The sequence below is a fragment of the Luteococcus sediminum genome (assembly GCF_054783495.1).
Genome location: NZ_BAAGQL010000022.1, coordinates 149,803 through 176,588, shown reverse-complemented (window position 1 = coordinate 176,588; position 26,786 = coordinate 149,803). Strand labels below are relative to the sequence as shown.

Below are 26,786 nucleotides of genomic sequence, written 5' to 3'. Positions count from 1 at the left end.
GGGAGGGAGCCCGGGCCGCCTCAGTGCATCTTGAGCGAGCCCTTGAAGTCGTCGACCTTCAGCGAATCGACCAGTGCCTGCCAGGTCTTCTGGTCCAGGGTGCCCTTCTTGCAGCCGTAGACCATCTGGAAGCCCTGCAGCGAGTCATTGCTGATCCGTCCGGCGGCGCGCAGGTCCAGATCCTTCGACGATCCGCTCACCGACAGCGCCGGGACCGGTCCGGGCTCACCGGGCAGCATGTGGCCGTTGGTGGTGAAGTCCTGCACCCCGGAGGACTCCATGATGGCGCCGAGCATGTTGTAGGTGGCGTCCTGGTCCTCGGTGCCGTCGCCCTTGGGCAGCTTCATGCGAACCACGCGCAGCTCGCAGTCGTTCTTGCCGGTGAACAGCTTGATGTCGTACTGCATGCCGGCGGTGGGGGTGGCCGAGGGGATCGCCACCTCCTTCATGCCTGCGGGCAGTGCGTAGCCCAGCTCCACCTGGCCGGGGGCGGTCGGTTCCTCGGTCTGGTCGCCGTCGCTGCAGGCACTGGCGGCCAGGATCAGTGGCAGGGCCACCAGACAGGCGCCGAGTCGGGCTCTCACAGCATCTTCCTCAGGACCAGAGCCAGGGCGGCGGCAGCGCCACCCATGGCGAACTTGTAGGGCACCTTGGGGCGGAATCCGGTCTCGATCGGGTCCTCACCCTCGGGCATCGTGACGCTCCCGCGGTCGGCGTCGACGGTGACAAGCATGCCATTGCGGATGCGGCGAGTGGCGATGCCGGTGCCGAGCACGGCGGGGATGCCGTGTTCGCGGGCGACGATCGAGGAATGCGAGAGCGGCCCGCCGACGTCGGTGACCAGGGCGGCGGCCGTGGCGAACAAGGGGGTCCAGGCGGGCGTGGTGGCCGGGGAGACGATCACCTCGCCGGGTCGCATGGTCTCGAAGTCCTGGGGGCCGCGAATGATGCGGGCGGGGCCGGTGATGCGGCCCTGGCTGACGCCGAAGCCCTTGATGACGGGGCCGCGCTGGTGGCTCTCCATGGCGGGCACGAAGCGGGTGAACATCCGGTTCCAGGCGTGACGCGGCAGCAGGGCGGGGGCCTCGGCGCTGCGTTGGCCGCGCCAGGTGGTGCGTCGCTGCTGCACCAGGTCGTTGCGGCTGTGGGTGTGGCCACCGAAGGCGTCGAGGTGGTCGGCGAGTTCGCGTGCCTCGTCCAGGTGGAGCCAGAAGACGTCGCCGGCCTGCTGCAGGGCGCCGACGTCGACCAGGCGACGGCCGAGCTCCAGCATCATGCGGCGCATCAGGGGCCAACCGGCCACCACTCCTACCAGGGCATCCTCGCGGGCAGGGGTGGCGGCCTGCGCCTTCTCCAGCAGGGGCTGCAGGATGGCGCGACGGGCCGGGTCGAGGCGCTGGAAGAGGTCCTGGGTGGCCTGTTCGCGTTCCTCGGCGCGGCGGGCGAGCTCCTCGTCGGGATCGGGCGCCTCGCCGTCGAGGTGTGGCTGCAGGGCCTGCACGGACCGCGTCGGGTCCTCCGAGTCCAGCGGGACGCACAGGTCCAGGTTGCGCCCGGGGCGGGGATGCTCGGCGAGGTGGCGAGCGAAGGCCTCCCGCGCCTGCTCCAGGCCCTCCATTCCTTCCAGCTCGTCGGCTTCGCGCCCCTCGAGGATGGCGGCGGTCAGTTCGGGGTACTGGCCGCACCTGTTCGGCCAGCGCGCGCAGTGAGCGGGCACGACGCACGCGGTGGGTCTCGTAGCCGCGCAGGAAGGTGTTCACCGAGGGGCCGCCGATCTGCTTGGCCAGTCCGGTGTAGAGCCGGGCGAAGGGCAGTTCGGAGCTGCTGGCCAGCGGCAGGCAGGCCTGCAGCCAGCTGTAGTGCTCGCAGGCGGCACCCAGCAGCTCCTGGGTTCCCCGCAGCAGCTCGTGGCTGGGCATGGTGGCGACCTCGCGTCCACGCCAGGCGTCCAGGACCGCGTGATGGGCGGGTTCTGCGACGGTGGCCAGCGTCTCGGGGTCGTGGGGGCTGCGGCCGCGCAGGGCGGTCAGGGTGCGGCTGCCGTGGGTGAGCAGGCGTCGCAGTCCCTTGTGGCTGTGGTGGTAGTAGGCGTAGCCGTTGACCAGCACCATCTCGACCTCGCCCTCGCGCAGCACGTCCTCGTCGAGGTGGCGGCGCAGGACCCGGCACATGGCCTCGGGCATCTGGGGCAGCAGCAGGTCGGCGAACAAGGGGCTGAGCGGGTCGGGCAGCAGGTCGGTGAAGGCGCTGCGGGCGTACATGCCCTTCTCGTCGGGCACCTCCCAGTCGTCAGGCACCTCCCCGATCGGCTCGGGCAGGACGGTGACGGGCCGGGCCTGGACGACCACGGGCTGGCCGTCGGTGATCACCCACTCGATGTCCTGCGGGCTGCCGAAGAAGTCGGCGACGCGGGCGCCCAGCTCGGCCAGGGCGAGCACCTGCCCGTCATCGATGGCCTGCCCGGTGGCCTGTTCCCCGCGCACGCGCACCTCGATGGTGCCCTGCCCCTCGGGGTCGCTGACGGTGCGGGTGCGCTTGGTGACCAGGCGACGCTCGCTCACCTGCCGGTCGCGCACGACGAAGGTGTCGGCGGCGTCGCCTTCGGCGGTGTGCTCCCCCAGCCCCAGGTTCGCGGTGACCAGCGTCTCCTCACGCCGTCCGGTGAGGGGGTTGGCGGTGAACATCACGCCGGCGGCCTCGGCGGGTGCCATCAGCTGCACGAGGACGGCCACCCGGGCCTCGGCGTCGTCGAGCTGGTGCTGGCGACGGTAGGCGACGGCCCGGTCGCTCCACAGCGAGGCATAGCAGCCGCGCACGGCGGCGAGCAGCTCGTCGGCGCCGTGGACGTTGAGGAAGCTGTCGAGCTGGCCGGCGGCGCTGAACTGGGGCAGGTCCTCGACCGTGGATGAGCTGCGCACGGCGACCGGCCCTCCCCCGAGCTGCCGCCAGGCCTCGAGCACTTGCGCGGCAAGCTCCTCGGGCAGGGTGACGTCGAGGGCGCGACGCACCACCCGTGCCCCGCCGGACGCCTCCAGTGGGCCGAGGCGTTCGGCCAGGCCGTGGTGCTGCAGGTGCTGCAGCCATCCGTCGACGGTGATGACGAAGCCGTTCGGGACGGGGAAGCCGGCGCGCAGCAGGGCCGAGAGGGTCGCCGCCTTGCCGCCGACGTCCTGGCGTCCGCGGTCCTGGTCGAGCCAGCTGATGGTGTGCATGGTGCTCCTCCACTGCCCGGGGCCGGGCACTGTCCGGTGTGCGCTACTGCCCTGTCGGCCTTGATGTCCCTGGCGACCTTGATGTGCCTGTCGGACCTGGTGTGCCTGTCGGACCTGGTGTCCTGGTCATGCCATCGCGGTGGCCGCCCGCCACCGGCCGTTCGGGCGCTGTGGTGCGGGTGGTCGCGGTGCTGGGCCGGGACTGTCGTGAGGTGCCCTCGCGGCTGCCCTGGCCAGCCCCCATCCTAGGTCTGCGCCGGGCGTCGGCTGGCGGGGCGTCGGCCTCCAACAGGGGGTGGATGCGGTAGGAGACGACCTCGCGCAGGAAGACGCTGGTGGAGGTGCGCAGGATCCCGGGGCACAGCCGGATCTCCTCGCTGACTCGGTAGAGGTCGTCGGGGTCGCGGGCCACGACGCGCACCAGAAGGTCGGTGGAGCCGGCCGGGGCGAAGCACTCCAGCACCTCGGGAATCCGTTGCAGGGAAGTGACTGCGTCGTCGAGCAGGTGCTGGTCCAGCTCCACCGAGACGGTTCCGGTGAGCCCCCTGCCCAGGGCCGATGGGGGGATGCGGGTGCTGGCCAGTCGCAGCAGGCCCAGTTCCCGGTAGCGCTCCAGGCGCGACTGGACGGTGCCCCGGGCCAGGCCGGTCTTCTGGGCCAGCAGCAGCACGCTCATTCGCGGGTCCTCGTCCAGCACCCGCAGCAGCAGGCGGTCGGTGGTGTCGAGGCGGTAGGCCGCCTGCTCGTCCTGCACCTGTCCATCCATCCCGATCCCTTCCTCCACTGCCTTCCAGCCCATGCCGTTCCGCGATACGGCACGCGATCGGCCCGGCGTCGAGCAGTCGCTGGACCATCTGACCAGAATTGCCGGTTCCCATCGCCCGAGATTGATCATTTTGCCCAAATCTTTGAATGATCATTGCGCACATTGCCCGCGCTGGCGAATGATTGCAGACATCGAGGAGCACACCCCGCCGATCGACACGACACCCGAAGGAAGCCCACAAGGCACCGGAGGGCAGGAGAGGCCACCACCCCGGCACCCCAGGTCATTCGACGCCCCCAGCAGGCCCCCAGGAATCCTCCTGGGGCTCGCTGGGGGCGTCGTCGTGTGCGGCTGCCGAGCCGGCGACCACCCAGCAGAGCTGCAGTGTGAGAATTCTCACGATCCCCCAGGGGTCGCAGAATTGCAGCGCTCGCCACCCCTCCACTGGACACACCACCAAGGACTGCCGCAGGGCCACACAGGAGCCCCGGACACGCAGGAAGGCCCTGAGCTTCCTCGGGGCCTTCCTGTCCTGCGCACTCGGAGGGACTCGAACCCCCAACCTTCTGATCCGTAGTCAGATGCTCTATCCATTGAGCCACGAGTGCAATGCCTTGCGGGCGAGATTGAACACTACCCCCACCCCAGACAGAACACAAATCGAGCCCCCCGGGGGCCGTTTCACCGAGCGGCCCATGGGTGGACAAGCGCTTGTGGGCTGCAGGATGATACAACCCATTCAAGTGGTATTTTTTGGGACCAGTAACCGTACTGGTCACATCGATCGACGGATCCCCTCGCAGGCCGGGGTCGCCGGCGATCGTCCAGATGCCAGCAGTACGTCGACGTACAGGAGCAGCCGTGAGCATGCACATCCCGAATCCCGAGCCCGTCAATCCCTTGGACGACGAGCCGTGCAAGGACTTCGAACGCAAGGACGTCAAGGACATCCCTGTCGTCGGCAGGGTCCCGGAGCTGGCCTCGGTCACCGACTGGGTGAACGAGGTCGCGGCCCTCACCCAGCCCGACCAGATCCGCTACTGCGACGGATCCGATGCCGAGTGGAATGAACTGGTCGATGAGCTGGTGGCCTCCGGCACCGCCATTCGCCTCAACGACGACGTGATGCCCAACTCCATCTACTTCCGCTCCGATCCCGAGGACGTCGCGCGCGTCGAGGACCAGACCTTCATCTGCTCCAAGAAGGAAGCCGACGCCGGCCCCACCAACAACTGGATGCACCCTGACGAGATGAAGGGCATCATGAACCGTCTGTACGACGGTTGCATGCGCGGACGCACCATGTACGTCATCCCCTTCTGCATGGGCCCACTCGATGCCGAGGACCCCAAGTTCGGCGTAGAGCTGTCCGACTCCGCCTATGTCGTGCTGAGCATGAAGATCATGGCCCGCATGGGACAGGCCGCGCTGGACGAGATGACCAAGCGCAATGCCCCCTACGTGCCCTGCCTGCACTCGGTCGGCATGCCGCTCGAGCCCGGCCAGAAGGACGTGCCGTGGCCCTGCAATGACATCAAGTACATCGTGCACTTCCCCGAGGAGCGCGCGATCTGGAGCTTCGGCTCCGGCTACGGCGGCAACGCCCTGCTGGGCAAGAAGTGCTACGCGCTGCGCATCGCCTCGGTGATGGGCCGCGACGAGGGCTGGCTGGCCGAGCACATGCTGATCCTCAAGCTGACCAGCCCCGAGGGCAAGAGCTACCACCTGGCCGCGGCCTACCCCAGCGCCTGTGGCAAGACCAACCTGGCCATGCTGGAGCCCACCATCCCCGGCTGGACGGTCGAGACCCTGGGCGACGACATCGCCTGGATCCGCCCGGGCAAGGACGGCCGCCTCTACGCCACCAACCCGGAGAACGGCTTCTTCGGCGTGGCCCCCGGCACGGGTGTCTCCACCAACCCGAATGCCATGCGCACCATCGAGCAGGGCAACTCGGTCTTCACCAATGTGGCCCTGACCGACCACGGTGGCGTCTGGTGGGAGGGGATGACCGAGGTCAAGCCTCCGCACCTGACCGACTGGAAGGGCCGTTCCTGGACGCCCGAGAACGGCCCGGAGGGTGGCCGCTTCAACGAGAAGGCCGCCCACCCGAACAGCCGCTTCTGCACCCCGATCGAGCAGTGCCCGATCCTGTCGGAGGACTTCAACAACCCCAACGGCGTCCCGCTCGACATCATCGTCTTCGGCGGTCGTCGCGAGAACACCATTCCGCTGGTCACCCAGGCCCGCGACTGGAACCACGGTGTCTACATGGGTGCCACCTGCTCCTCGGAGACCACCGCGGCCGCCAAGGGTGCCGTCGGCGTCCTGCGCCGCGACCCGATGGCCATGCTGCCCTTCATCGGCTACCACGTCTGTGACTACCTGCAGCACTGGATCGACATGGGCAACAAGACCGACGAGGACAAGCTGCCCAAGATCTTCTACACCAACTGGTTCCGCAAGAGCGCCGATGGTGACTTCCTGTGGCCCGGATTCGGCGAGAACAGCCGCGTCCTGAAGTGGATGATCGACCGTATCGAGGGCAAGGTCGAGGGCGTGGAGAGCCCGATCGGCATCCTGCCCGGCGACGGTGAGCTCGACGTCGAGGGCCTCGAGCTGGACGAGGCCGGCGTCAAGGAGTGCACCCAGTTCGTCCCCCACGAGTGGGCCGACGAGCTGCCGCGCCTGGAGAGCTGGCTGGGAAGCTTCGGCAACAAGCTGCCGAAGCCGATCGCCGACGAGCTCGACAAGGTGCGCGAGGCCGTCAAGTAACACACCGTCCCTGGACGAGGAGGGGGCCGGCAACCATCTGCTTGCCGGCCCCTGCGTCATTCCCGGAGCCATCCCGCACCGTCCTTCACTGGACGGGCCGTGGACAGCTCAGACCGTCGTGAACAGCGGATCGCCCTGCTCCACCTCGGTGTCGACGCCCTCCGGCGTGATGGCACCGGGCGCGGTCTCCATCTGGCAGACCAGCACGACGGTGTCCATCTCGTGGTCGACGGCCACCTGCGGTTCCCAGCCGACGACGGGCTGGCCGGCAGTCACCTGCTGCTTCTCCTCCACCAGGACGTCGAAGCCCTCGCCGCGCAGCGTCACCGTGTTGATGCCGATGTGCACCAGGACGCCGGCAGTGCCGTCGTGGACGATGAAGGCATGCGGCAGCACCTTGACCAGCGTGCCGTCCATCGGGCTGGTCACCTGCTGCTTCTCTAGGCGCGGCTCGACGGCGGCACCGGAGCCGACCATCTCGGCGGCGAAGACGGGGTCGCTGACGCCTGGCAGGGCACGCACGGTACCGGCCACGGGGGCTTGGACGGTGCTCACATCAAGTCCTCGATGTCCTCGGCAAGGGTGTCGGCCTCGGGCCCGACGACCACCTGCACGGCGCTGCCGGAGCGCATCACGCCGTGGGCGCCGGCAGCCTTGAGGGCGGCCTCGTCCACCAGGGAGGCGTCGTTCACCTCGGTGCGCAGCCGGGTGATGCACGGCTCCATCTCGATGATGTTGTCGGCGCCACCGAGGGCGGCCAGGATCTTCTCTGCCTTGCTCATCTGAGGTCCTCTCGTGATCGTCAGCCAGACCCTTCCGGTCTGCGGCGAGCCTACTTCGCCACCGCCCGGGCCGCCCCGCGTGGCGGTGTTGACACGACCGCGCGCGACGCTGCACGCTCATCTGGTACCAACTGGGCCGTACCAGTCAGTACCGAGGGGTGTCGATGGGGTCACCCCGACCAGACCAGGAGACACCAGTGCCGCGCTCCGCCTCCGCCGCGCCCGTCCAGGCCCCGGCGCCGTTGACAGACTCGATGGTCCCCAAGCACGTCCAGCTGCGCGAGGGCCTGCTGCGCCTGGTCCGCGAGGAACTCTCCCCCGGCGACGCCCTGCCCTCGGAGCGGGCACTGATGGCCCGCCACGGCGTCTCGCGCGCGACGGTGCGACGGGCCGTCGGCGAGCTGGTGAGCAATGGGCTGCTGGTGAGCACCCCCGGCAAGGGCACCTTCGTCACCCGCACCCGGGTGGAGTCGCAGCTGCACCTGGCCTCCTTCACCGAGGACATGCGACGCCGCGGCTACGAGCCCACCTCCCAGTTGCTGGGCTGCCGGCTGCTCGAGGCGTCCGCACCCGTCGCCGCCTTCCTCGGGGCGGGAGCGCACTGGCTCGTCGAGCGGGTCCGGCTGGCCGACGGCATCCCGATGGCCCTGGAGACCAGCTGGTACAACGCGCGCCTGCTGCCCGGGCTCGACCAGCACGACTTGGGCCAGCTCTACCTGCTGCTGCGCGACCAGGGGCTTGGGATCGACGCGGCCGAGCAGAGCGTGCGCACCGAACTGGCCGACGCCGCCACGTGCCGGGCGCTGCACGTCGAGCCGCCGGCGCCGGTGATGGTCTTCGTGCGCCAGTCCACCTCGGCCGGACGTCCCGTCGAGTACGCCCGCAGCGACTACCGCGGCGACCGCTACAGCCTGTCCATGTGCCTCGACGGCACCATGGCCGCGACTTCCCCCAAACCCACGACCTTCCCCACCACATCCTGAGAGGAACAATGTCCACCACCACAGACAAGACCGCCAAGCAGGGCGGCTCCCGCATGGCGGGAATCCAGAAGTTCGGGCGCAGCCTGATGCTCCCGATCGCCACCCTGCCCGCCGCCGGGCTGCTGCTGCGCCTGGGCCAGGACGACCTGCTGGGCAAGGACGGCCTGGGCTGGACCCATGTGGCGCCGATCATCGCCGCGGCCGGCAACGGCATCTTCGGCTGGCTCCCCCTGCTCTTCGCCATCGGCATCGCGATCGGCATGGCCAAGAAGTCCGACGGCTCCACGGCCCTGGCCGCCGCCGTCGGCTACATGGTCTTCAAGGGCGTCACCGACGCCATGAGCCCCTTCGTACTGGGCCTGCCCGAGAAGGGCAAGGAGCAGCAGCTGGTGAACTTCGGCGTGCTGGGCGGCATCCTGATCGGCCTGATCGCCGGCTACCTGTACCAGCGCTTCTACCGCACCAAGCTGCCCGACTACCTGGCCTTCTTCGGCGGTCGTCGCCTGGTGCCGATCCTCACCTCCTTCTCGGCGCTGCTGCTCGGCGTCGCCATGAGCTTCCTCTATCCGGCATTCGACCAGGTGCTCACCGCCGTGGGCAACTGGGTGGCCGGCAATGCCGTGGTCGGTGGCTTCGTCTACGGCACCTTGAACCGGCTGCTGATCCCCACCGGCATGCACCACATCCTCAACTCCGTGCCGTGGTTCATCCTGGGTGACTTCACCGACGCCTCCGGCCAGGTCTGGCACGGCGACATCCAGCGCTTCATCCACAAGGACCCCACCGCCGGTGCCTTCATGACCGGCTTCTTCCCGATCATGATGTTCGCGCTGCCCGGTGCCGCCATCGCCATCTGGCAGGAGGCCAAGCCGCAGATGAAGAAGGTGACCGGCGGCATCATGCTCTCCTCGGCCCTGACCGCCTTCCTCACCGGCGTCACCGAGCCGCTTGAGTTCGCCTTCATGTTCGTCGCCTGGCCGCTCTACGTGGTGCACGCCGTGCTCACCGGCGTCTCCGTCGCCCTGTGCAATGCCCTGGGCATCAAGGCCGGCTTCACCTTCTCCGCGGGCCTGTTCGACCTGGCCCTGAACTGGAACATCTCCACCAAGCCGCTGCTGCTGGTGGGGATCGGGCTGGTCTACTTCGTCGTCTACTACGTGCTCTTCCGCATCATCATCCGCAAGTGGAACCTGCGCACCCCCGGACGTGAGGAGGAGGGCACGGTCAGCATCGCCGACGACCAGGTGAACACCTGAGCGTCCTTCCCGCACAGCACATGACTGAAGGCCCCCGGGATCTCCCGGGGGCCTTCGGTGTTGGCGGAGGTGGCGAGATTTGAACTCGCGATGGGGTTGTAGCCCCAAACCCGCTTAGCAGGCGGGCGCCATAGACCTGACTAGGCGACACCTCCAACGAATGACAAGCCTAACGGGTGAGCGCGGACTCGGCAAAGCGGCCGCGCCCGGGCTGACCGGGCACCCCCTGGTGGGTGGGCGGCGATGGACGCCACTATGATCCCCAGAGACCACTGGAGGACGAGGATGCACCAGGACGGGGGCAGCGGCCGGCGCCACGCGGCGGCAGCGACCCCACGTCGGGCCAGCAGCCAGCCGGCAGGGCCCAGCAGCCGTCCCGCTGCCCTGGGTCGGCACGCCGCCACAGCCCGCCACAGCCACTACCTCGACGGCCGTGAGCACAGCCTGCGCGCCTCGCTGTTCTGGACCACGGCCGGGGCGATCCTGCCCGGCCTCGGCCTCTGGCCCACCAAGGCCCGTCGCGCCGGCCAGTTCGTGCTGCTGCTCTTCCTGGCCGCCGTCCTCGCGGTCGTCGCGGTGGGCGTGGTGGACCTGTCCTGGCTGCTGTCAGCCGTGGTGCGTCCGCGTGCCCTGCGGCTGCTCGGCGTCGGCTCACTGGGCGTCGGCATCGTGCTGGCCACCATGATCACCTGGACCCACCTGCTCACCCGACCGCGCACGCCGGCGGTGATGCAGCGCCTGGTCGGCTCGACCCTCGTGGGCCTGCTCACCTTCGTGGTCACCGCCCCGCTGATCGTGGGCGCGAGCCACGCGCGCAGCCAGGCCTTCCTCGTCAACGGCGTCTTCAAGGTGGGCACCCGCTCCATCACCCGACCCGACCTGGGCGGCGGCGACGTGTGGAAGAACAAGGCACGGCTCAACGTGCTGCTGCTCGGCGCCGACTCGACGGCCGACCGCGACCGGCTCGACCCCGAGGCAGGGGTGCGCACCGACACGGTGATGCTGGCCTCCATCGACACCGCCACCGGCGACATGGCCCTGGTCCAGCTGCCGCGCAACATGTCCACCTTCACCTTCCCGGCCGCCAGCAGCCTCGCCAAGGCCTACCCCGACGGCTACTGGGACGGGCAGAGCCGGGAGAACCCGGAATACGAGCTCAACTCGGTCTACAAGAACGTCCCCGCGACCCACCCCGACCTGTTCACCGGCACCGACTATCCCGGCGCTGATGCCCTCAAGATCGCGGTGGAGGGGATCACCGGGCTCAAGCCCGACTACTTCGTCATGCTCAGCATCGACGGCCTCACCGAGCTGATCGATGCGATGGGCGGCGTGGACCTCAACGTCAACACCCGCATCCCCGTCGGCGGCAACAATGACGGCAAGGCCGCCACCGGGTGGATCGAGCCCGGGCCCCACCGGCACCTCAACGGGTACTACGCCATGTGGTACGCCCGCTCACGGCAGAACGTCACCGACTCCGACCGGATGGCGCGCCAGGGCTGCGTCGTCAAGGCCGTCATCGAGCAGGCCAACCCGCAGAACATCCTCACCCGCTACGAGGCCATCGCCCAGGCCAGCACCAATGCCTTCGTCACCGACATCCCACAGGATGTCGCGCCCGCCATGGTGGACCTGGCGCTGCGGATGAAGGACGGCCAGCGCCAGCGAGTGCTGTTCGCCTACCCGCGCACCAAGTACCTGGACGGCAGCCCCTTCGAACCGTGGGACCCCGACCAGGCCAAGATGCAGCAGCTGGTGCAACAGGGAATCGAGAAGTCCACAGCCCGAGCCAGCGCGACGCCCCAGCCCGCGCAGGAGACTGGACCCGCCGGGCAGCCCACGGCACCGGCCAATCCCGGCACGAACCCGGCCGCTACCGCACCGGAAAACCCCACACCAGACGAGGCCACGCCGTCGTCCAGCAGCAGCGCCCGGGCGGCCGAGGTCAGCCTCGACGACGCCTGCGCCTACGACCCCTCGGCGGTCGAAGGCTGAGCGCCGGGGCACTGGTGCGAGGCCAGGGGGCCTACTGGTGCGAGACCACCTGCGGATCCTCGGGGCCGTGCGGGTTGATCAGGGGCACGTTGATCGTCTCCCCGTAACCGCGGTCGGCATCCAGGTGCTGGGCGACGGCCTGCACCAGCTCCTTCATCTCGGGGTCCTCGCCGCCGCCCGGGCAGATGACGTGTGTGCGGCCCACCTCGCCGTGGTACAGCGTCAGGTGGGCGCCGTGGGCACTGGTGGTCACCTTGGTGACATCGGACCACACGCCCGACTTGTCCACGTCCGGGCCATGGATGCGGTAGCCGGACTGGTTGAGCTCGACGAAGGTGCGCATGGTGCGCATCGACCAGGCACCCATCGCCGCCAGCACGAGACCGGCCACAAGCAGCAGGCCGGCCAGCACGTCCAGCACCGTCGAGGCGGCCGCCACCAGCAGCACCGCCCCCACCAGGACCAGCACCGCGGCGATCCCGAAGGCGCGCAGCGGCGGGCGCGGGTTCAGCACGTGGGTGCTGCTCGCGGGGTGCGACACACGTGAGCCGTCGGGCTGGGTGACCTCGGGCTGGGAGTGCTCGGGCTGGGACGGACCTGGACTGGACGGCGCGGGGGTGGTGGACACGGCACTCCTTGGGATGTGGCGGCGGTGGAGCGGGGGACGGTCGTCGGCGACGACGGCCGGGCCTGGCGGCGAGGGTGGGATTCGAACCCACGGTGAGTTGCCCCACGGCCGCTTTCAAGGCGGCTGCACTAGTCCACTATGCGACCTCGCCACGCCCCGTGCAGACGGGACACATCGATCCTACTCGACTGGCAGGGCTGGCCGTCGCCGAGCACACCCGGACCCCTGTCGGAGCCGGGATCGCTGTGGCAGGGTGGGTCCATGCATGCGATCACCGTGACCGAGGCCGGCGGACCCGAGCAGATCCAGTGGAGCGAGGTGCCCACCCCCACCCCCGCATCCGGTGAGGTGCTGGTGCGCACCGTTGCGGCCGGCGTGAACCGTGCCGACGTGCTGCAGCGGATGGGCCACTACCCGCCACCGAAGGGCATCAGCGATGTGCTGGGACTCGAGGCCTCCGGCGTCGTCGTCGAGCTCGGCGAGGGCGTCACGGGCCTGGCCGAGGGCGACGAGGTCGTCTGCCTACTGGCCGGTGGCGGCCAGGCCGAGTACTTCGTCGCGCCCCAGGGGCAGTGCATCGCGGTACCGCAGGGCATCGATGCCGTCACCGCCGCCGGCACCATCGAGGTGGCCGCGACCGTGGTGAGCAACATGGACCACGTCGGGCTGCAGCCCGGCGAGGTCTTCCTGGTGCACGGCGGCGCCGGGGGTATCGGCAGCTTCGCCATCCAGTACGCCAAGGCACTGGGCTGCACCGTCATCACCACCGCCGGCAGCGAGCGCAAGCTGGAGCACTGCCGCGCCATGGGAGCCGACGTCGCCATCGACTACCACGAGGACTGGGTGGCGGCCGTCAAGGAGGCCACCCGCGAGAATCGCGGTGTGGACGTCATCCTCGACGTGATGGGGGCCAAGTACCTGGAGATGAACCTCGACGTGCTCGCAACCGACGGCCGCCAGGTGACCATCGGCCTGCAGGGCGGCCGCAAGGGCACCCTCGACATGGCCAAGCTGCTCAACAAGCGCGCCACCATCACCGCCACCAGCCTGCGCTTCCGCCCCCTGGAGCAGAAGGCGGAGATCTGCCAGCGGGTGGCCGAGGTGGTGTGGCCGATGATCGCCGACGGCCGGATCAAGCCCTCCCCCGAGACCCGGATGCCGATCCAGGAGACCCGCCGCGCCCACGAGCAGCTCGAGGGCGGGGACAACATGGGCAAGATCATCCTGACTCTCTGATCGCCGCAGACCGGCCCCGGCCGGGGAGCATTGCGCCCGCAGGACACCGTGATTGCAGCACATACGGCCACCGAGGGAATTTGAACGTGTCGTGCGCCGCCGGTGCTGCAATTTCGGCGTTGGCCCTGCGGCACCGGCCCCTTCAGCGCAGCCAGAACCACCAGGCGAACCAGAATCCCCACACCGCCAGCAGGAGCAGCAGCACCGAGGCGATGGTGAGGGGCCACTCGCGGCCGGGGACGGCATCGGGACTGTCGGAGACCTCCCCGCGCATGCGAGCCATGGCCGGGAGCGCGTAGTACAGGTCGAGCGTGTCGTCCTCGGGGAGTTCGATGGCGGCTGCGGCACTGCCCGTGCGTCCGGTGGGCACGCGGCCCGCGAACTCCACCTCGTGGCGACCCGGGGCCAGGGCGATCTCGTGCACGACGGCCGGGTCCCCCGCGGCCAGGCGGTGCTCGGTCCCGTCGATCCAGACCTGCACGTCGCCGCGGGCATTGGCGGCGAACAGGTGGAGCCTGAGTGTCGAGTCCATCGCCCCAGTGTGGCCCACGGGCGGCCGCGACGATCCATGGAATAAGTATTCGGCGTTTGGAATAGATATGCGCTAGGCTCTTCGCGTGTCCAAAGTTCTGACTTCCCTGCCCGCCGGCGAAAAGCTCGGCATCGCCTTCTCCGGAGGCCTCGACACCTCCGTGGCCGTCGCCTGGATGCGCGAGAAGGGTGCAGTTCCCTGCACCTACACCGCGCACATCGGCCAGTACGACGAGCCCGACATCGAGTCGGTCCCCGGCCGCGCCGGCCAGTACGGCGCCGAGATCAGCCGCCTGGTCGACTGCCGCGAGCAGCTCGTCGAGGAGGGCCTGTCCGCCCTGGCCTGTGGCGCCTTCCACATCACCAGCGCAGGCCGCGCCTACTACAACACCACGCCGATCGGCCGCGCCGTCACCGGCACCCTGCTGGTGCGGGCCATGGCCGATGACGACGTGCACATCTGGGGCGACGGCAGCACCTACAAGGGCAACGACATCGAGCGCTTCTACCGCTACGGGCTGATGGCCAACCCCTCGCTGCGCATCTACAAGCCCTGGCTCGACGAGGACTTCGTGCGGGAGCTGGGCGGGCGCGACGAGATGAGCGTCTGGCTCACCGAGCGCAACCTGCCCTACCGCGACTCCAAGGAGAAGGCCTACTCCACCGACGCCAACATCTGGGGCGCCACCCACGAGGCCAAGACCCTGGAGAGCCTGGACGTCTCGCTCGAGAGCGTCGAGCCGATCATGGGCGTGAAGTTCTGGGACCCGTCGGTGCAGATCGACACCGAGGACGTCAAGATCACCTTCCACCAGGGACGGCCCGTCGAGATCAACGGCGAGAGCTTCTCCTCACCCGTCGACCTGGTGATGAAGGCCAATGGGATCGGTGGCCGTCACGGTCTGGGCATGAGCGACCAGATCGAGAACCGCATCATCGAGGCCAAGAGCCGCGGCATCTACGAGGCCCCCGGCATGGCGCTGTTGCGCATCGCCTACGAGCGGCTGCTCAATGCCATCCACAACGAGGACACCCTGGCCAACTACCACTCGCAGGGCCTGCGCCTGGGCCGGCTGATGTACGAGGGCCGCTGGCTCGACCCGCAGAGCCTGATGCTGCGCGAGTCGATCACCCGCTGGGTGGCCAGCGCGGTCACCGGCTCGGTGACGCTGCGCCTGCGCCGGGGCGAGGACTACACGATCCTCGACACCGACGGCCCGAACCTGAGCTACCACGCCGAGAAGCTGTCGATGGAGCGGGTGCACGACGCCGCCTTCGGCCCCACCGACCGCATCGGCCAGCTCACCATGCGCAACCTGGACATCGCCGACTCGCGCGAGAAGCTCGAGATCTACGCCAGCCAGGGCGTGCTGGGCGGCGCCTCCGCCGAACTGGTCGGCGAGCTCAAGGCCGGCGAGGGACGCACCATCCCGTCGCTGGGCCGCCTGTCCGGTGAGGCCGAGGCCTCGCTCGACTCGGCCGCGATGGACTTCGGTTTCGACTGATCCACCCCGACGCCCGCTGCCCGGGGTGCCGGGCGGCGCGTCACCCCGCACCCGCCCGCGTCCACCACCCCCGGACACCTATGGCACGCACGAGGGCCCCGATGAATGGTCGGGGCCCTCGGGCGTGTCAGGAATGGTGCGGATCAGCGATCGTCGTCCTTGTCATCCTTGTCGCCATCACGATCATCCTTGTCGCCATCACGATTGTCCTTGTCGCCATCGCGATCGTCCTTGTCGCCATCGCGATCGTCGACATCCGGGGTGCCGTCGTCATCGTCGTCCTTGGCATCGACGTCCGGCGTGCCGTCATCCGCATCCGGCGTCGCGTCATCGTCCTGGTAGCGCACCGAACCCTCACTGGTGGCACCCCCGGCAGGCTGCTGCAGGCTGGCGGTGGGCTCGGGCTCCGGGTCGCTGGAGTCATTGCAGCCACCCAGCACGAGGGTGAGGCCACACAGGGCCGCGACGCCGAGCCGGCGGTGGATGTCGGTCATGGGAGCTCCTCTGGATCGATGTGGTCTTGTCTCCACCCAAGCCAACTGGGGCAACCGGCGCCAAGTCAATGGCTCCGGTTGCCCCCCTGCGCTGAACCGGTCCTCCGCCGGCCGGTGCGTCAGCTGCGCGGGATGTTGCGCAGGTTCGAGCGGGCCATCCGCACGACCTCGCCCGCGCCACCGTTGAGCACGGTACGGCTCATCGCCGTCGCGAAGCCGTAGACCTGATCGAGGGTGACCTCCGGCGGGATCGACAGCGCATTCGGGTCGGTGATGACCTCGACCAGCGCCGGGCCCTTGTGGGCGAAGGCCTCGCGGTACGCCTTCTCGATGTCGCCGCCCTTCTCGACACGGATGCCCTTGATGCCCATCGCATTCGCCACTGCCGAGTAGTCGGCCACCGGCACGTCGGTGCCGAAGGTGGGCAGCGCGTTCACCAGCATTTCGAGCTTGACCATGCCCAGCGTCGAGTTGTTGAACACGATGACCTTCACCGGCAGTTGGTAGGTGGCGATGGTCAGCAGCTCACCCAGCAGCATCGACAGGCCGCCGTCGCCGCTGACGCTGATGACCTGGCGCTCGGGGTGGGCGAACTGGGCGCCGATCGCGTGCGGCAGGGCATTGGCCATCGAGCCGTGCAGGAAGGAACCGATCAGGCGACGGCGGCCGTTCGGGGTGATGTAGCGCGCGGTCCACACATTGCACATGCCGGTGTCGGCGGTGAAGATCGCGTCCTCAGCGGCCATGTCGTCCAGGATCGCCGCCGCGTACTCGGGATGGATCGGCGTCAGCTTCTTGGCATTGCGGGTGTAGGCATTGGTGCCCTTGTCGACGATGCGGTGGTGCTTCTTCAGCATCTCCTTGAGGAACTTGTCCTTGCGCTTCTTCTTCACCAGCGGCATCACGGCCTGCAGCGTGGGCAGCACCTCACCGTGCACCGCCACGTCGACGTCGGTGCGACGGCCGAGCTTCTCGGCCGAACGGTCCACCTGGGCGGTGCGCACGTCGGGCAGGAACTGGTCATAGGGGAAGTCGGTACCCAGCAGCACCAGCAGGTCGGCATCCTCCATGCCCGCGGCCGCGGCGCCATAGCCCAGCAGGCCCGTCATGCCCACGTCGAAGGGATTGTCGTACTGGATGAAGTCCTTGCCGCGCAGCGAATGGCCCACGGGGGCATTGACCAGTTCAGCGAGCGCGATCACCTCGTCATGGGCGCCCTCGACGCCGGCGCCGGCGAAGATCGCCACCTTCTCGGCGGCATTGATCGCGTCGGCCAGCTCCTGCACCTTCTCGGGTGTGGGGTGGACGCTGCCCAGCACGACGGGGGTGTGCAGTGGCACCTCCTCCACCTCGATGTCCTCGTCGGTGACGTCGCCGGGAACCGTGATGACGCTGACGCCCCGCAGCGCCACCGCATGCTGGATCGCGGCCTGGACCACGCGCGGGCTCTGCTGGGGGTTGAGGATCATCTCGGAGTAGACGCTGCACTCGTCGAAGAGCTTCTCCGGGTGGGTGGCCTGGAAGTAGTCCATGCCGATCTGCGCGGTGGGGATGTGGGAGGCGATCGCCAGCACCGGCGCGTGGGAGCGGTTGGCGTCGAACAGACCATTGATCAGGTGCAGGTTGCCCGGGCCGCAGGAGCCGGCACAGACCGCCAGTTCGCCGGTGAGCTGGGCATCGGCAGCGGCGGCGAAGGCGGCCGCCTCCTCATGGCGCACGTGGATCCAGTCGATGCCGCCCTCGGCCGAGCCGCCGGTGCGGCGCACGGCGTCGACGATCGGGTTGAGGGAGTCGCCCACGATCCCGTAGATGCGCCGGACGCCGGCAGTCTGGAGTTGGGCAACGATCTGGTCTGCGAGCTTCATGGGTCCTCCTCGACGGGGCGCGCGTGGGCCCCGAAATGGCGATGTCTCCTCTTACACGCTAGGCGGGGGACGCACGAAACCTCGGCTTCCTTGGCTCACAGCGCAATCAACACCGCCATACGGGTGCACTCCCGATTCGGCGGGCTCGGCGGGGTGGGGGTCGACTCAGCTGGTCCAGGCACGCCAGAGGCTGGCGTACTGTCCGTCCAGGGCCATCAGTTCGTCATGACTGCCCAGCTCGACGATCCGTCCGCCGATCACCACCGCGATCCGGTCGGCATCGTGGGCGGTGTGCAGGCGGTGGGCGATCGCCACCACCGTGCGCCCCTCCAACAGGGCTGCCATCGAGCCCTCCAGGTGCCGGGCCGTGGTCGGGTCGATCAGGCTGGTGGCCTCGTCGAGCACCAGGGTGTGCGGGTCGGCCACCACCAGTCGGGCCAGCGCCACCTGCTGCGCCTGGGCGGGGGTGAGCACCTGCTTGCCCGAGCCCACCAAGGTGTCGAGCCCCTCGGGAAGACGCTCCACCCACTCGACGGCCTCCACCGCGCGCAGCGCCTGCCAGACCTGCTCGTCGGTGGTGGAGTGCTCCCGGGCCAACACGATGTTGTCGCGGATGCTGCCCACGAAGACATGGTGCTCCTGCGTCACCAGCGCCACCTGGGTGCGCAGCTCCTGCAGCGGCAGGCCCATCACGTCGGCGCCACCGACGGTGACGCTTCCCTGGCGCGGGCTGTTGATGCCGGCCAGCAGCCGCCCCAGGGTGCTCTTGCCCGAGCCCGACGGCCCGACGATCGCCAGCCGCTCCCCGGGGCGCAGGTCGAGGCTGACCCCGTGCAGCACGTCGTGGCCCTCGCGGTAGGCGAAGCGCAGGTCACGCGCCACCAGGTGGGCGTCGGCGGGGCGCTCCGGACGCTCGGTGCGGTCGGCGGGCACCTGCGAGATGCCCAGCAGGCGGGTGGTGGCGGCCAGGCCCACCTGCAACCGGTCGAGGGTCTGGATGAGCCGGTCCATCGGTTCGACCAGTTGCTGCACGTAGATCGTCGCCGCGGTGATCTGGCCCAGGCTCACCCACCCGCGTGAGTAGCCCCAGGCGCCGATCAGCACGATCAGCACCAGCGGGCCCTGGTAGGCGAAGTCGACGCTCAGGTACATCTGGTTGCGCAGCGTCATGGTGTAGCGCTCGGCCTGGGCGGAGGCCTCGATGTCGGCATCGGTGCGCCTCACCCTGTCCTCGCGCAGGCCCAGCGCCTCGACGGTGCGGGCCCCCTCGACGGTCTCGGTGAGGCTGGTGTTGACCGTCGAATAGGTGCCGCCCTCGGCGATGTAACCCATCGGGGCGCGGCGCAGGTAGGCCCGTCCGACGACGTACAACAGCAGCATCGAGCCGAGCGTCGGCAGCGCCAGCAGCCACGAGTTGGCAAACATCGCCACCAGGGTGAGCACCGTCATCACGCTGGCGATCACCAGCTGCGGCAGGGCCCAGCGCACCGCGCCCGACATCGACGACACGTCGCGGGTCACCCGGGTCACCAGGTCTCCGGTGGAGGCCTGCTCCACTGTGGACAGCGGCAGCCGCAGCACGAAGCGCATCACGTACTCGCGCGCCTCGGCGAGCAGGTCCTGGCCGAACAGGGCGCTGATGCAGCGGGCCCCGAAGGTGAGCAGGGTCTGCACCAGGACCACCCCGACGACGGCGAGCGCGATCTGGTCGAGCCGCTGCGCCAGGCCGTCGCCGCCCTCCCCCGCACGGTCGACGAGCTGGCCGAGCAGCCGCGGCACGAACAGCCCGGCCACGGCGGCGGCCGCATTGAGCGCGACCAGCCCCAGCACCAGCCAGGGCCGGCGTTGCAGCATGCCGCGCAGGAAGGCCACCACGACGTGGTCGGGCGCCACCGGCAGGCCCCGTTCGGGATTGCGGGAGGCCAGGAAGTAGCGCTCGGCACGGCGGCCGCGCTCATCGCGACGGGCCCGCCAGCCACGCATCCCCGCCAGCCAGGACTGGCCGGGCACGGGTCGCAGCACCTCGGGCAGCGCCTCGACGGTGGTCGGGTGCTCGCTCCAGGTCTCGGCCGAGGTCGCGAGCAGGTCGGGGCCGGTGGTCATCGGTGGCTCGCTCACGGCTGCTCCTCCCCTTCCGGTTCCTCGAGGCCCTGTTCCTCCGGGCCCTGTTCCTCCGGGCCCTGTTCCTCCACACCCCGTGCCACGACATCGCGGTAGCCGGGGTGGCCGTCGAGCAGTTCCTGGTGGGTGCCGGTGGCAGCCAGCTTCCCGTCGACCAGCAGCGCGACGCAGTCGGCGTGGTGCAGCCACAGCGGCGAGACGGTGGTGACCAGGGTGGTGCGCCCGGCGCGGTACTGCGGGACGCGCTCGGCGATGCGGGCCTCGGTGTGGGCGTCGACGGCGCTGGTGGGCTCGACCAGCACCAGCACCTCGGGCTCGGCCAGCAGGGCGCGGGCCAGCACCAGCCGCTGGCGCTGTCCGCCCGACAGGCCGCGGCCCCGCTCGTCGAGGATCCCCTGCCAGCCGCCGGGCAGGGCGTCGTAGACGTCCTCCGCGCTGGCGGCGTGCAGGGCCGCCTCGGCCTGGGAACGGGTGGCCCGACCGTGCGGGTCGACGGTGGTCTGCAGGGTGCCGGCGAAGACCTGCGAGGAGGTGTCGCTCACCAGCACCCGGCGGCGCAGCTCGTCCAGGTCGATCCGGGCCAGGTCGACGCCATCGGCCTCCACGCCCCAGGCCTGTTCGGCGCGGGCGTCGTCGGCCATGATCCGTTCCCGGCGCTCGGCCTCGCGGCGCTCCCGGTCGCGCCGGGCAGCGCGGCCCTTCAACCCCTCCTGCGGGGCCAGGGCGACAGGTTCGTGCTCGACGGGCAGGTAGCGCCCGATCCGGTCGGCCAGCGCGGCGGAGTCGTCGGGCACGGCGCTGACCACGACGGTCAGTTCGCCGGGCCGCACCACCAGGCCGGTGGTGCCGTCGACGATGCGGGCGCCGGGAGCGATCATCGCCCCCGGTTCCCCCGGCCGCCAGGGCGGCTGCTGGCCGAGCACGACGATGGTCTTGCGGGCCGCCACCAGCCCCTGCACCCACTTCTGCACGACCTCGAAGAAGGTCTGGATGGGCCAGACCATGAAGATGGCATAGCCGAAGAAGCTCACCAGCTGGCCGATGCTCAACCGGCCCGCCAGCATCTCGCGGGCGCCGAGCCAGGTGAGCAGCACCAGCAGCAGGCCCGAGAGCAGCACGCCGAGTGCGTCGACGGCCGCCTGCCAGCTGCCCGCCGCCACCCCGGCGCGTCGCACCTTCTGTGACTGGATGGCGTAGTTCTCGCCGAAGGTCTGCTCGCCGCCGATGCCGCGCAGGATCCGAAGGCCCGCGACGATGTCGGTGGCCATGCCGGTGAGTTCGCTGGCGCGGCTGCGCTCGCTGGCCTGGGCCCGCTGCAGCGGCCGGAGCAGCGGCGATGCGGCCCCCACCAGCAGCGGCGCGGCCACCAGGGTGACCAGGCCGAGCTTCCAGGACTGGGCCAGCACCAGCCCGGCGACGAAGACGAAGGCCACCAGTGCCGCCAGGGCCCGTCCGACGGCCTCGACGAGCATGCCATAGGTGGGCGAGTCGCTGCCCGAGATGGACAGGATCTCGCCGGTGGGGGTGCGGCGTCCGGCCACGTGACCCATCTGGGCGGCCTTGCGCAGCACCAGCTTCATGACGCGGAACATCACGACCAGGAAGCTTGCCACCCCGCTGGTGTGCATCGCGACGCCCCCGACGACACCCAGGACGATGCACAGCGCCATCGCCAGGGCCCAGGGCAGAGTGTCGGTGAGGCTGCCGCGCAGCACGCCGTGGTCGATGGCCTTGCCGATCAGCCACGGGTTGACGGCGCTGGGCAGGAACCACAGCACGCCGACAGCGGCATTGAGCAGCACCAGCCCCCGCTGGCGCTTCAGCAGCCACAGCAGGAAGCGCGCGGGGCTTCGGGTGTCCGGCTCGTCGGGGTGCGCGACGGCACCACCCGCGGCGGGGCGGGTGGGCTGCTGGTAGGCGCTGCTCGGCGGGGGAAAGATCTGCATGGCACCCGCAACCCTAGGGTGCGGTGGGCGCGGCGGCACCCGATTTTCGGGCGGCACCAAGAGATCTCGGAAGATCCGGTCCCGTGGGGGCACCAGATCTTCCGAGATCTTCCGGGACGGGGACGGGATCAGGCCTCGTCGGGCTCCACGTAGCCCTCCATGTGGACCACCTCGTCGTCCTTGTGGCGACCCACCATGGTGGGTGCCCCGTCTCCCTGCCGAGGCCTCAGCCCGGCAGCGCCCCCTTGCCGATCGAGACCTCGTCGCCGATCTGCAGCGGCGCGATGCGCCCCTCGGTGCGCAGGCGCACCAGCTCCGGCAGCATCCGGTCACGCACATCCCAGGGCGACAGCGTGTTCAGGTAGATCTTCGTCGCCCCCTCGAAACCTGCCAGCGTGGAGATCCGCCACTTCACGACGATCCTGAAGGGCACCGGCAGGTCGACCCCGCCTGGGGCGTCGTCGAGGCCAGGCGGGCGATGGTGCCACTCCTCATTGCACGACAGGCGCACTCCCCCGGCCGCGTGCACGGCGTGCAGCACGTCCGACATTGCATCCAACTCGTCTCGCTGCATCAGCCACGGGGCCCGGCGCGGCGACAGCGAGTAGATCTCGATGGCCGGGTAGCGGTGGCCGAATCCTGCCAGGGCGACGGCGTGGTCATTGGCCGCCAGCAGCAGACCATTGTCGACGGCTACGTCCAGCAGGCGGGTGTTGAAGACCTGCGGGTCGCGGGCGACGGCATCGGCCGCCGCGTCGACGTGCACGCCCACCTCGTCGACGGCCACCACCTGGCGGTGCAGGTGCTCGAAGGAGGCACCCGCCGGCTTGAGCCAGTTCTGGAAGACCGAGACGTAGCGCACGGCATCACTGGTGGCGTAGGGGTCCGCCATCGCCTGCACGCTCATGCCCACATAGGCGCGGTGCTCGTCGAGGGTCAGGCTCCCCGAGGAGGCCAGCTCGTCGGTGCGGGTGGCGCCGTCCACGTGGTGGCGCCGCGGGATCACCAGCTCGTGGGTGGTGCCGAACCAGCCGAGCGCGGCATGGCGCAGCTCGTCGGCGGTCGGATCGCTGCGGCCGTCGACCATGCGCTGGCGCAGCGCCCACACCCGACGCAGGTGCTCGCGACCCTCGGGATCGGCCAGGTAGGCGTCTGCCCTGGCCACGGTCTCGGCCGACGGCTCGACGCCGTGGTTGAGGCGCCAGTAGTCCAGCGAACAGATCTCGAAGAGGTTCGGGACCCGTCGAAGCTCCGCCCGGCTGTCGCCGAGCTGGCCTGCCGAGAGCCCTGTCAGGGTGCGCCAGCCGCCGCCTTCGCGCACCATGCGGGCACGCTCCGGCGGGTTGTCCAGGTGGTGGCCCTCGCAGAAGGCACACTGGCCAGCAACACCCCCCGGCGGCAGCGGCGCCGGATCGTCCAGCGCGGCGGGCAGGGGGCGGCGGCCGCGGCCGGGCATGGTCCACACCTGCGTCCCGGTGAAGGGGTTGCGCTGCTTCACGGTGCCGTCGGGCAGGCGACGCAGGAGCTCGTCATGGGCGCTCATGAGGCCACTCTAGGTGATCCACAGGGCGCTGGTGACAAGCACTTTCACCGGGCAAGTGAGTACAGCTACTCAGGAGTCAGTGAGTACCTGAGCGCACGTGAATTGGGTATCTTCCTTCACCACCTGAGTGAAGTCTGAGAGGGCGCTGCTGCAAACCTAGACCCGACAGGGTCCACCCCACCCGTCGCACGGAAAATTCGTTCACCCATGAGTCCCGTGAAAGTTGCTCCAGCAATGACCTCCCAGCCCAAAGCCAGTCCGGACCAAGCCTGTCTCACCCTCACCGATGTCTTCCAGCATCCCCTGATGGAGGATCCCCGCACTGCGTCCACAGCCGCCAAGCGCCTCGAGCAGGCCCAGCTCGTCCAGCGGGCCCGCCAGGCCTGCGCCCAGTGCCCCGCCCTGCACCGCTGCCTCTACTTCGCCGTCGTCGAGCACGACGTGGCCGGCTACGTCGCCCAGACCACCGTCTCGCAACGCAATGCGATCCGGCAGCGCCTGGGCATCAAGGTGGGCACCGAGGACCTCGACCGGATCTCCGGCGCCCTGGCTCCCAACCGCCAGATCGACCCACACGAGGTGGTCCGCCTGCGTGCAGCGAATCCGCACGATTCGCTGGAGAGCCTGGCGCAGCGTTTGGGCTGCAGCCTGTCGACGGTCAAGCGCCACCTGCGCCGGGCCCGCAACGACGCACCCCTCACGCAGCCGAAGCCCGGCCCCCGGCCGACCATGGACGAGGTGCTCGCCGCGACCAGGTGCGTGCTGGGGATCGGCCGGCCCAACCACGCCGCGGCCTGACCCGGCGGCAGGGGCCGCGGGCTGCAGGGCACGCGCTGGAAACCGGCACGACACCTGGTGGTCACCCACCGGTGGCATGGTGGACAGCATGACCTGGAGACCCAAGATGGTGGCCCTCGACATCGACGGCACCCTCGTCGACCACGCCGGGCGCATGCCACAGGAGGTGCACGACGCCGTCCAGGGCCTGCTGGCCGCGAAGGTCGCGGTCGTGCTGGCCACCGGCCGTGCCTGGGGCGACACCCGGCCGATCTTCGAGCAGCTCGGCCTGCCCAGCGGCCCCGCCGTGAGCTCGAATGGCGCCGTGGTGGTCGACTTCCCGCCCTTCCACCTGCGCAAGCAGGTCACCTTCGACCCGGCTCCGGCCATCCGCCGGGTGCTCGCCGAGGCGCCTCACCTGCGGGTGGCCGTCGAGGACCCGCGGGGCGGCTACCGGCTCAACGAGCACTTCCCCGAGGGCGACCTCACCGGGGAGATGCGCATCCAGAGCGTCGAGGAGCTGTGCGCCGAACCCGTCACGCGCGTCATCATCCGTGACCCGGACGCATCCAGCGAGGACTTCCAGGCCCTGGCCAAGAGCCTCGGCATGCGTGGCGTCAGCTACTTCATCGGCTGGTCGGCCTGGCTCGACATCGCGCCGGTCGGGGTGAACAAGGCCACCGGGCTCAAGCAGGTCTGCGCCGAGCTCGGCATCAAGAAGAAGGACGTCCTGGCGCTGGGCGACGGCCGCAATGACACCCACATGCTCAAGTGGGCGGGGCGCGGCGTGGCCATCGGTGATGCCCCCGACGAGGTCAAGGAGTGCGCCGACCACGTCACCGGGAGCTTCGCCGAGGGCGGCACCGTCGAGGAGCTGCACCGCTGGCTCTGAGGGCCTGCCCCGGCCTCCACGAACCACATCCACAGCGGCCGTCACTGCAGCATCTGCAGTGACGGCCGCTCACAGTGTGGTTTGTGGACGCGGGTGGTTCGGGAACCGCGTGCCTCGTGGACGAAGGCCGGGCAATGACGAGGCGCGAAGCTGATCAGGGGTGCCGCCGCCTCCACGTGGCGCGAAGCTGATCAGGCCTTGGGCGTCAGCTTCTCCAGCCCGCCCATGTAGGGGCGCAGCGCCTCGGGGACGTGCACCGAACCATCGGCCTGCTGGTGGTTCTCCAGCAGCATGATGATCATGCGGGTCATGGCGCACAGGGTGCCGTTGAGCGTCGCCAGCGGGCGCACGCCGTCGGCGAAGCGGCCGCGGATGTTCAGGCGACGGGCCTGGAACTCGGTGCAGTTCGAGGTGGAGGTGATCTCGCGGTAGCGGTTCTGCGTCGGCAGCCAGGCGTAACAGTCGTACTTGCGGGCCGCCGAGAGGCCCAGGTCGCCGCTGGCCACGTCGAGCACCTGGAAGGGCAGCTCCAGCGCGGTGATGAACTCCTTCTCGAAGTTCAGCAGCTTCTCGTGCTCGGCCTCGGCATCGGCCGGGTCGCAGTAGACGAACATCTCCCACTTGTCGAACCAGTGGACGCGGAAGATGCCGCGGGTGTCCTTGCCATAGCTGCCCGCCTCGCGACGGTAGGCGGGGCTGAAGCCGGCATAGTGGCGCGGCAGGCTAGCCCCCTCCAGGATCTCGTCGGAGTGGTAGGCGGCCAGCGGCACCTCGGCGGTGCCCACCAGGTACAGGTCGTCGGTCTGCAGGTGGTACACGTCGGCGGCGGCCTGGCCCAGGAAGCCGGTGCCCTCCATCGCCGAGGGCTTCACCAGGGCCGGCGGGATCATCGGCGTGAAGCCCCACTCGAGGGCCTTGGCCATGGCGAACTGGCTCAGCGCGAACTCCAGCTGCGCGCCAACGCCGGTGAGGAAGTAGAAGCGGCTGCCCGAGACCTTCGCGCCACGCTCCATGTCGATGGCGCCCAGCATCTCGCCCAGCTCCAGGTGGTCGCGAGGCTCGAAGCCCTCGGCGGCGAAGTCACGCGGGGTGCCGTGGGTCTCGATCACGTACAGGTCGTCCTCGCCGCCGGTGGGGACGCCGTCGATGACCAGGTTGCCCAGCTGCTTCATCAGCTCGTCGAACTTGGCGCCGGCCTCGTCGGCGGCGGTCTGGGCCTGCTTCACGTCCGCAGCGAGCTGCTTGGTGCGGGCCAGCAGCTGCTGCTTCTCCTCGCCGGAGGCCTTGGCCACCTGCTTGCCGAGCTCCTTCTGCTCGGCGCGCTGGGTCTCGAAGGTCATGATGTTGCTGCGGCGGGCCTCGTCGGCGGCCAGCAGCTGGTCGACGACCTCGCCTGATCCTCCGCGCGCGATCTCACTACGACGGATTCGGTCGGGGTCGGTGCGCAGGAGCTTCGGATCGATCATGGCCCAAGAC

At 69.7% G+C, this 26,786-nt stretch carries 21 protein-coding genes, 3 tRNA genes and 1 pseudogene; 8 read left to right on the top strand and 17 right to left on the bottom strand.

Annotated features, from left to right (window positions below; all coding sequences use genetic code 11):
- Positions 1–20 precede the first annotated feature (20 nt).
- The 5 genes and pseudogenes from ACYVKA_RS13180 to ACYVKA_RS13160 all read right to left on the bottom strand — a co-directional run bounded on the left by ACYVKA_RS13180 (position 21) and on the right by ACYVKA_RS13160 (position 4,586).
- Positions 21–584: a hypothetical protein gene (locus ACYVKA_RS13180; protein ID WP_460706061.1), complete on the bottom strand. Its 564-nt coding sequence runs from the start codon at positions 582–584 to the stop codon at positions 21–23.
- A complete protein-coding gene (locus ACYVKA_RS13175; RefSeq protein WP_460706059.1) occupies positions 581–1,717 on the bottom strand; it encodes a PEP-utilizing enzyme in 1,137 nt (378 codons plus the stop codon). Before ACYVKA_RS13175 ends, ACYVKA_RS13180 begins: the two co-directional genes overlap by 4 nt.
- A gap of 652 nt (positions 1,718–2,369) precedes the next feature.
- Positions 2,370–3,212, bottom strand: a pseudogene (locus ACYVKA_RS13170) (PEP/pyruvate-binding domain-containing protein); the annotation flags it as partial.
- Between the two features lie 43 nt (positions 3,213–3,255).
- Complete coding sequence (locus ACYVKA_RS13165) at positions 3,256–3,978, bottom strand: Lrp/AsnC family transcriptional regulator (RefSeq protein WP_460706057.1); 723 nt, start codon at positions 3,976–3,978, stop codon at positions 3,256–3,258.
- Positions 3,979–4,513: 535 nt separating this feature from the next.
- Positions 4,514–4,586 (bottom strand) — tRNA-Arg (locus ACYVKA_RS13160).
- A 259-nt stretch (positions 4,587–4,845) separates the two neighbouring features.
- On the opposite strand from ACYVKA_RS13160, the gene ACYVKA_RS13155 reads away from it, so the two are divergent.
- Complete coding sequence (locus ACYVKA_RS13155; protein ID WP_460706186.1) at positions 4,846–6,753, top strand: phosphoenolpyruvate carboxykinase (GTP); 1,908 nt, start codon at positions 4,846–4,848, stop codon at positions 6,751–6,753.
- A gap of 108 nt (positions 6,754–6,861) precedes the next feature.
- Here the strand turns inward: ACYVKA_RS13155 and ACYVKA_RS13150 are convergent, their stop codons facing one another.
- Together ACYVKA_RS13150 and ACYVKA_RS13145 are read right to left on the bottom strand one after the other, a co-directional pair.
- Positions 6,862–7,308, bottom strand: coding sequence for a PTS sugar transporter subunit IIA (locus ACYVKA_RS13150; protein ID WP_460706055.1), 447 nt, complete (start codon positions 7,306–7,308; stop codon positions 6,862–6,864).
- Positions 7,305–7,535: a glucose PTS transporter subunit EIIB gene (locus ACYVKA_RS13145; RefSeq protein WP_394275927.1), complete on the bottom strand. Its 231-nt coding sequence runs from the start codon at positions 7,533–7,535 to the stop codon at positions 7,305–7,307. The genes ACYVKA_RS13150 and ACYVKA_RS13145 overlap by 4 nt, the downstream gene beginning before the upstream one ends.
- A gap of 197 nt (positions 7,536–7,732) precedes the next feature.
- Between ACYVKA_RS13145 and ACYVKA_RS13140 the strand changes: the two genes are divergently transcribed.
- Positions 7,733–8,518, top strand: a complete 786-nt coding sequence (locus ACYVKA_RS13140; protein WP_460706053.1) for a GntR family transcriptional regulator — start codon at positions 7,733–7,735, stop codon at positions 8,516–8,518.
- An 8-nt stretch (positions 8,519–8,526) separates the two neighbouring features.
- The gene (locus ACYVKA_RS13135) at positions 8,527–9,774 is read left to right on the top strand and encodes a PTS transporter subunit EIIC (RefSeq protein ID WP_394275925.1); all 1,248 of its coding nucleotides are present in this window, start codon (positions 8,527–8,529) and stop codon (positions 9,772–9,774) included.
- 61 nt (positions 9,775–9,835) lie between these two features.
- Here the strand turns inward: ACYVKA_RS13135 and ACYVKA_RS13130 are convergent.
- Positions 9,836–9,929 (bottom strand) — tRNA-Ser (locus tag ACYVKA_RS13130).
- Positions 9,930–10,059: 130 nt separating this feature from the next.
- Between ACYVKA_RS13130 and ACYVKA_RS13125 the strand changes: the two genes are divergently transcribed.
- A complete protein-coding gene (locus tag ACYVKA_RS13125) occupies positions 10,060–11,772 on the top strand; it encodes an LCP family protein (RefSeq protein ID WP_460706051.1) in 1,713 nt (570 codons plus the stop codon).
- Between the two features lie 31 nt (positions 11,773–11,803).
- Here ACYVKA_RS13125 and ACYVKA_RS13120 read toward each other — a convergent pair whose 3' ends face one another.
- Positions 11,804–12,400 (bottom strand): hypothetical protein, encoded by a 597-nt coding sequence (locus tag ACYVKA_RS13120; protein ID WP_460706049.1) that lies wholly within the window; start codon positions 12,398–12,400, stop codon positions 11,804–11,806.
- Positions 12,401–12,463: 63 nt separating this feature from the next.
- Positions 12,464–12,551, bottom strand: a tRNA-Ser gene (locus ACYVKA_RS13115).
- Between the two features lie 110 nt (positions 12,552–12,661).
- Between ACYVKA_RS13115 and ACYVKA_RS13110 the strand changes: the two genes are divergently transcribed.
- Entirely contained in the window at positions 12,662–13,636 is a 975-nt protein-coding gene (locus ACYVKA_RS13110) for an NAD(P)H-quinone oxidoreductase (protein ID WP_460706047.1), read from the top strand.
- Positions 13,637–13,778: 142 nt separating this feature from the next.
- Here the strand turns inward: ACYVKA_RS13110 and ACYVKA_RS13105 are convergent, their stop codons facing one another.
- Positions 13,779–14,168 (bottom strand): hypothetical protein, encoded by a 390-nt coding sequence (locus tag ACYVKA_RS13105; RefSeq protein ID WP_460706045.1) that lies wholly within the window; start codon positions 14,166–14,168, stop codon positions 13,779–13,781.
- A gap of 85 nt (positions 14,169–14,253) precedes the next feature.
- On the opposite strand from ACYVKA_RS13105, the gene argG reads away from it, so the two are divergent.
- Positions 14,254–15,672, top strand: a complete 1,419-nt coding sequence (gene argG / locus ACYVKA_RS13100) for an argininosuccinate synthase (RefSeq protein ID WP_460706043.1) — start codon at positions 14,254–14,256, stop codon at positions 15,670–15,672.
- Between the two features lie 143 nt (positions 15,673–15,815).
- On the opposite strand, the gene ACYVKA_RS13095 is transcribed toward argG, so the two are convergent.
- From ACYVKA_RS13095 to ACYVKA_RS13075, 5 genes are all read right to left on the bottom strand, one after another.
- Positions 15,816–16,166 (bottom strand): hypothetical protein, encoded by a 351-nt coding sequence (locus ACYVKA_RS13095; protein ID WP_460706041.1) that lies wholly within the window; start codon positions 16,164–16,166, stop codon positions 15,816–15,818.
- 119 nt (positions 16,167–16,285) lie between these two features.
- Positions 16,286–18,031 (bottom strand): pyruvate dehydrogenase, encoded by a 1,746-nt coding sequence (locus ACYVKA_RS13090; RefSeq protein ID WP_460706039.1) that lies wholly within the window; start codon positions 18,029–18,031, stop codon positions 16,286–16,288.
- 165 nt (positions 18,032–18,196) lie between these two features.
- Complete coding sequence (locus ACYVKA_RS13085) at positions 18,197–20,149, bottom strand: ABC transporter ATP-binding protein (protein WP_460706037.1); 1,953 nt, start codon at positions 20,147–20,149, stop codon at positions 18,197–18,199.
- The gene (locus ACYVKA_RS13080) at positions 20,146–22,098 is read right to left on the bottom strand and encodes an ABC transporter transmembrane domain-containing protein (protein WP_460706035.1); all 1,953 of its coding nucleotides are present in this window, start codon (positions 22,096–22,098) and stop codon (positions 20,146–20,148) included. Before ACYVKA_RS13080 ends, ACYVKA_RS13085 begins: the two co-directional genes overlap by 4 nt.
- 226 nt (positions 22,099–22,324) lie before the next feature.
- The gene (locus ACYVKA_RS13075; protein WP_460706033.1) at positions 22,325–23,641 is read right to left on the bottom strand and encodes a DUF4921 family protein; all 1,317 of its coding nucleotides are present in this window, start codon (positions 23,639–23,641) and stop codon (positions 22,325–22,327) included.
- A gap of 306 nt (positions 23,642–23,947) precedes the next feature.
- Between ACYVKA_RS13075 and ACYVKA_RS13070 the strand changes: the two genes are divergently transcribed.
- Together ACYVKA_RS13070 and ACYVKA_RS13065 are read left to right on the top strand one after the other, a co-directional pair.
- Entirely contained in the window at positions 23,948–24,439 is a 492-nt protein-coding gene (locus ACYVKA_RS13070) for a WhiB family transcriptional regulator (protein ID WP_460706031.1), read from the top strand.
- Between the two features lie 88 nt (positions 24,440–24,527).
- Complete coding sequence (locus ACYVKA_RS13065; RefSeq protein ID WP_460706029.1) at positions 24,528–25,310, top strand: HAD family hydrolase; 783 nt, start codon at positions 24,528–24,530, stop codon at positions 25,308–25,310.
- A gap of 191 nt (positions 25,311–25,501) precedes the next feature.
- On the opposite strand, the gene serS is transcribed toward ACYVKA_RS13065, so the two are convergent.
- On the bottom strand, positions 25,502–26,776 hold the full coding sequence (gene serS / locus ACYVKA_RS13060; RefSeq protein ID WP_460706027.1) for a serine--tRNA ligase: 1,275 nt from the start codon (positions 26,774–26,776) through the stop codon (positions 25,502–25,504).
- Between the last annotated feature and the right edge of the window lie 10 nt (positions 26,777–26,786).

Bases quoted from the DNA above. Each gene is read 5' to 3' on its own strand.
- ACYVKA_RS13165 (WP_460706057.1), bottom strand. From the start codon at position 3,978: ATGGATGGACAGGTGCAGGACGAGCAGGCGGCCTACCGCCTCGACACC.
- ACYVKA_RS13155 (WP_460706186.1), top strand. From the start codon at position 4,846: ATGCACATCCCGAATCCCGAGCCCGTCAATCCCTTGGACGACGAGCCG.
- ACYVKA_RS13145 (WP_394275927.1), bottom strand. From the start codon at position 7,535: ATGAGCAAGGCAGAGAAGATCCTGGCCGCCCTCGGTGGCGCCGACAAC.
- ACYVKA_RS13135 (WP_394275925.1), top strand. From the start codon at position 8,527: ATGTCCACCACCACAGACAAGACCGCCAAGCAGGGCGGCTCCCGCATG.
- ACYVKA_RS13125 (WP_460706051.1), top strand. From the start codon at position 10,060: ATGCACCAGGACGGGGGCAGCGGCCGGCGCCACGCGGCGGCAGCGACC.
- ACYVKA_RS13110 (WP_460706047.1), top strand. From the start codon at position 12,662: ATGCATGCGATCACCGTGACCGAGGCCGGCGGACCCGAGCAGATCCAG.
- ACYVKA_RS13105 (WP_460706045.1), bottom strand. From the start codon at position 14,168: ATGGACTCGACACTCAGGCTCCACCTGTTCGCCGCCAATGCCCGCGGC.
- ACYVKA_RS13095 (WP_460706041.1), bottom strand. From the start codon at position 16,166: ATGACCGACATCCACCGCCGGCTCGGCGTCGCGGCCCTGTGTGGCCTC.
- ACYVKA_RS13090 (WP_460706039.1), bottom strand. From the start codon at position 18,031: ATGAAGCTCGCAGACCAGATCGTTGCCCAACTCCAGACTGCCGGCGTC.
- ACYVKA_RS13080 (WP_460706035.1), bottom strand. From the start codon at position 22,098: ATGCAGATCTTTCCCCCGCCGAGCAGCGCCTACCAGCAGCCCACCCGC.
- ACYVKA_RS13075 (WP_460706033.1), bottom strand. From the start codon at position 23,641: ATGAGCGCCCATGACGAGCTCCTGCGTCGCCTGCCCGACGGCACCGTG.
- ACYVKA_RS13070 (WP_460706031.1), top strand. From the start codon at position 23,948: ATGGAGGATCCCCGCACTGCGTCCACAGCCGCCAAGCGCCTCGAGCAG.
- ACYVKA_RS13065 (WP_460706029.1), top strand. From the start codon at position 24,528: ATGACCTGGAGACCCAAGATGGTGGCCCTCGACATCGACGGCACCCTC.
- serS (WP_460706027.1), bottom strand. From the start codon at position 26,776: ATGATCGATCCGAAGCTCCTGCGCACCGACCCCGACCGAATCCGTCGT.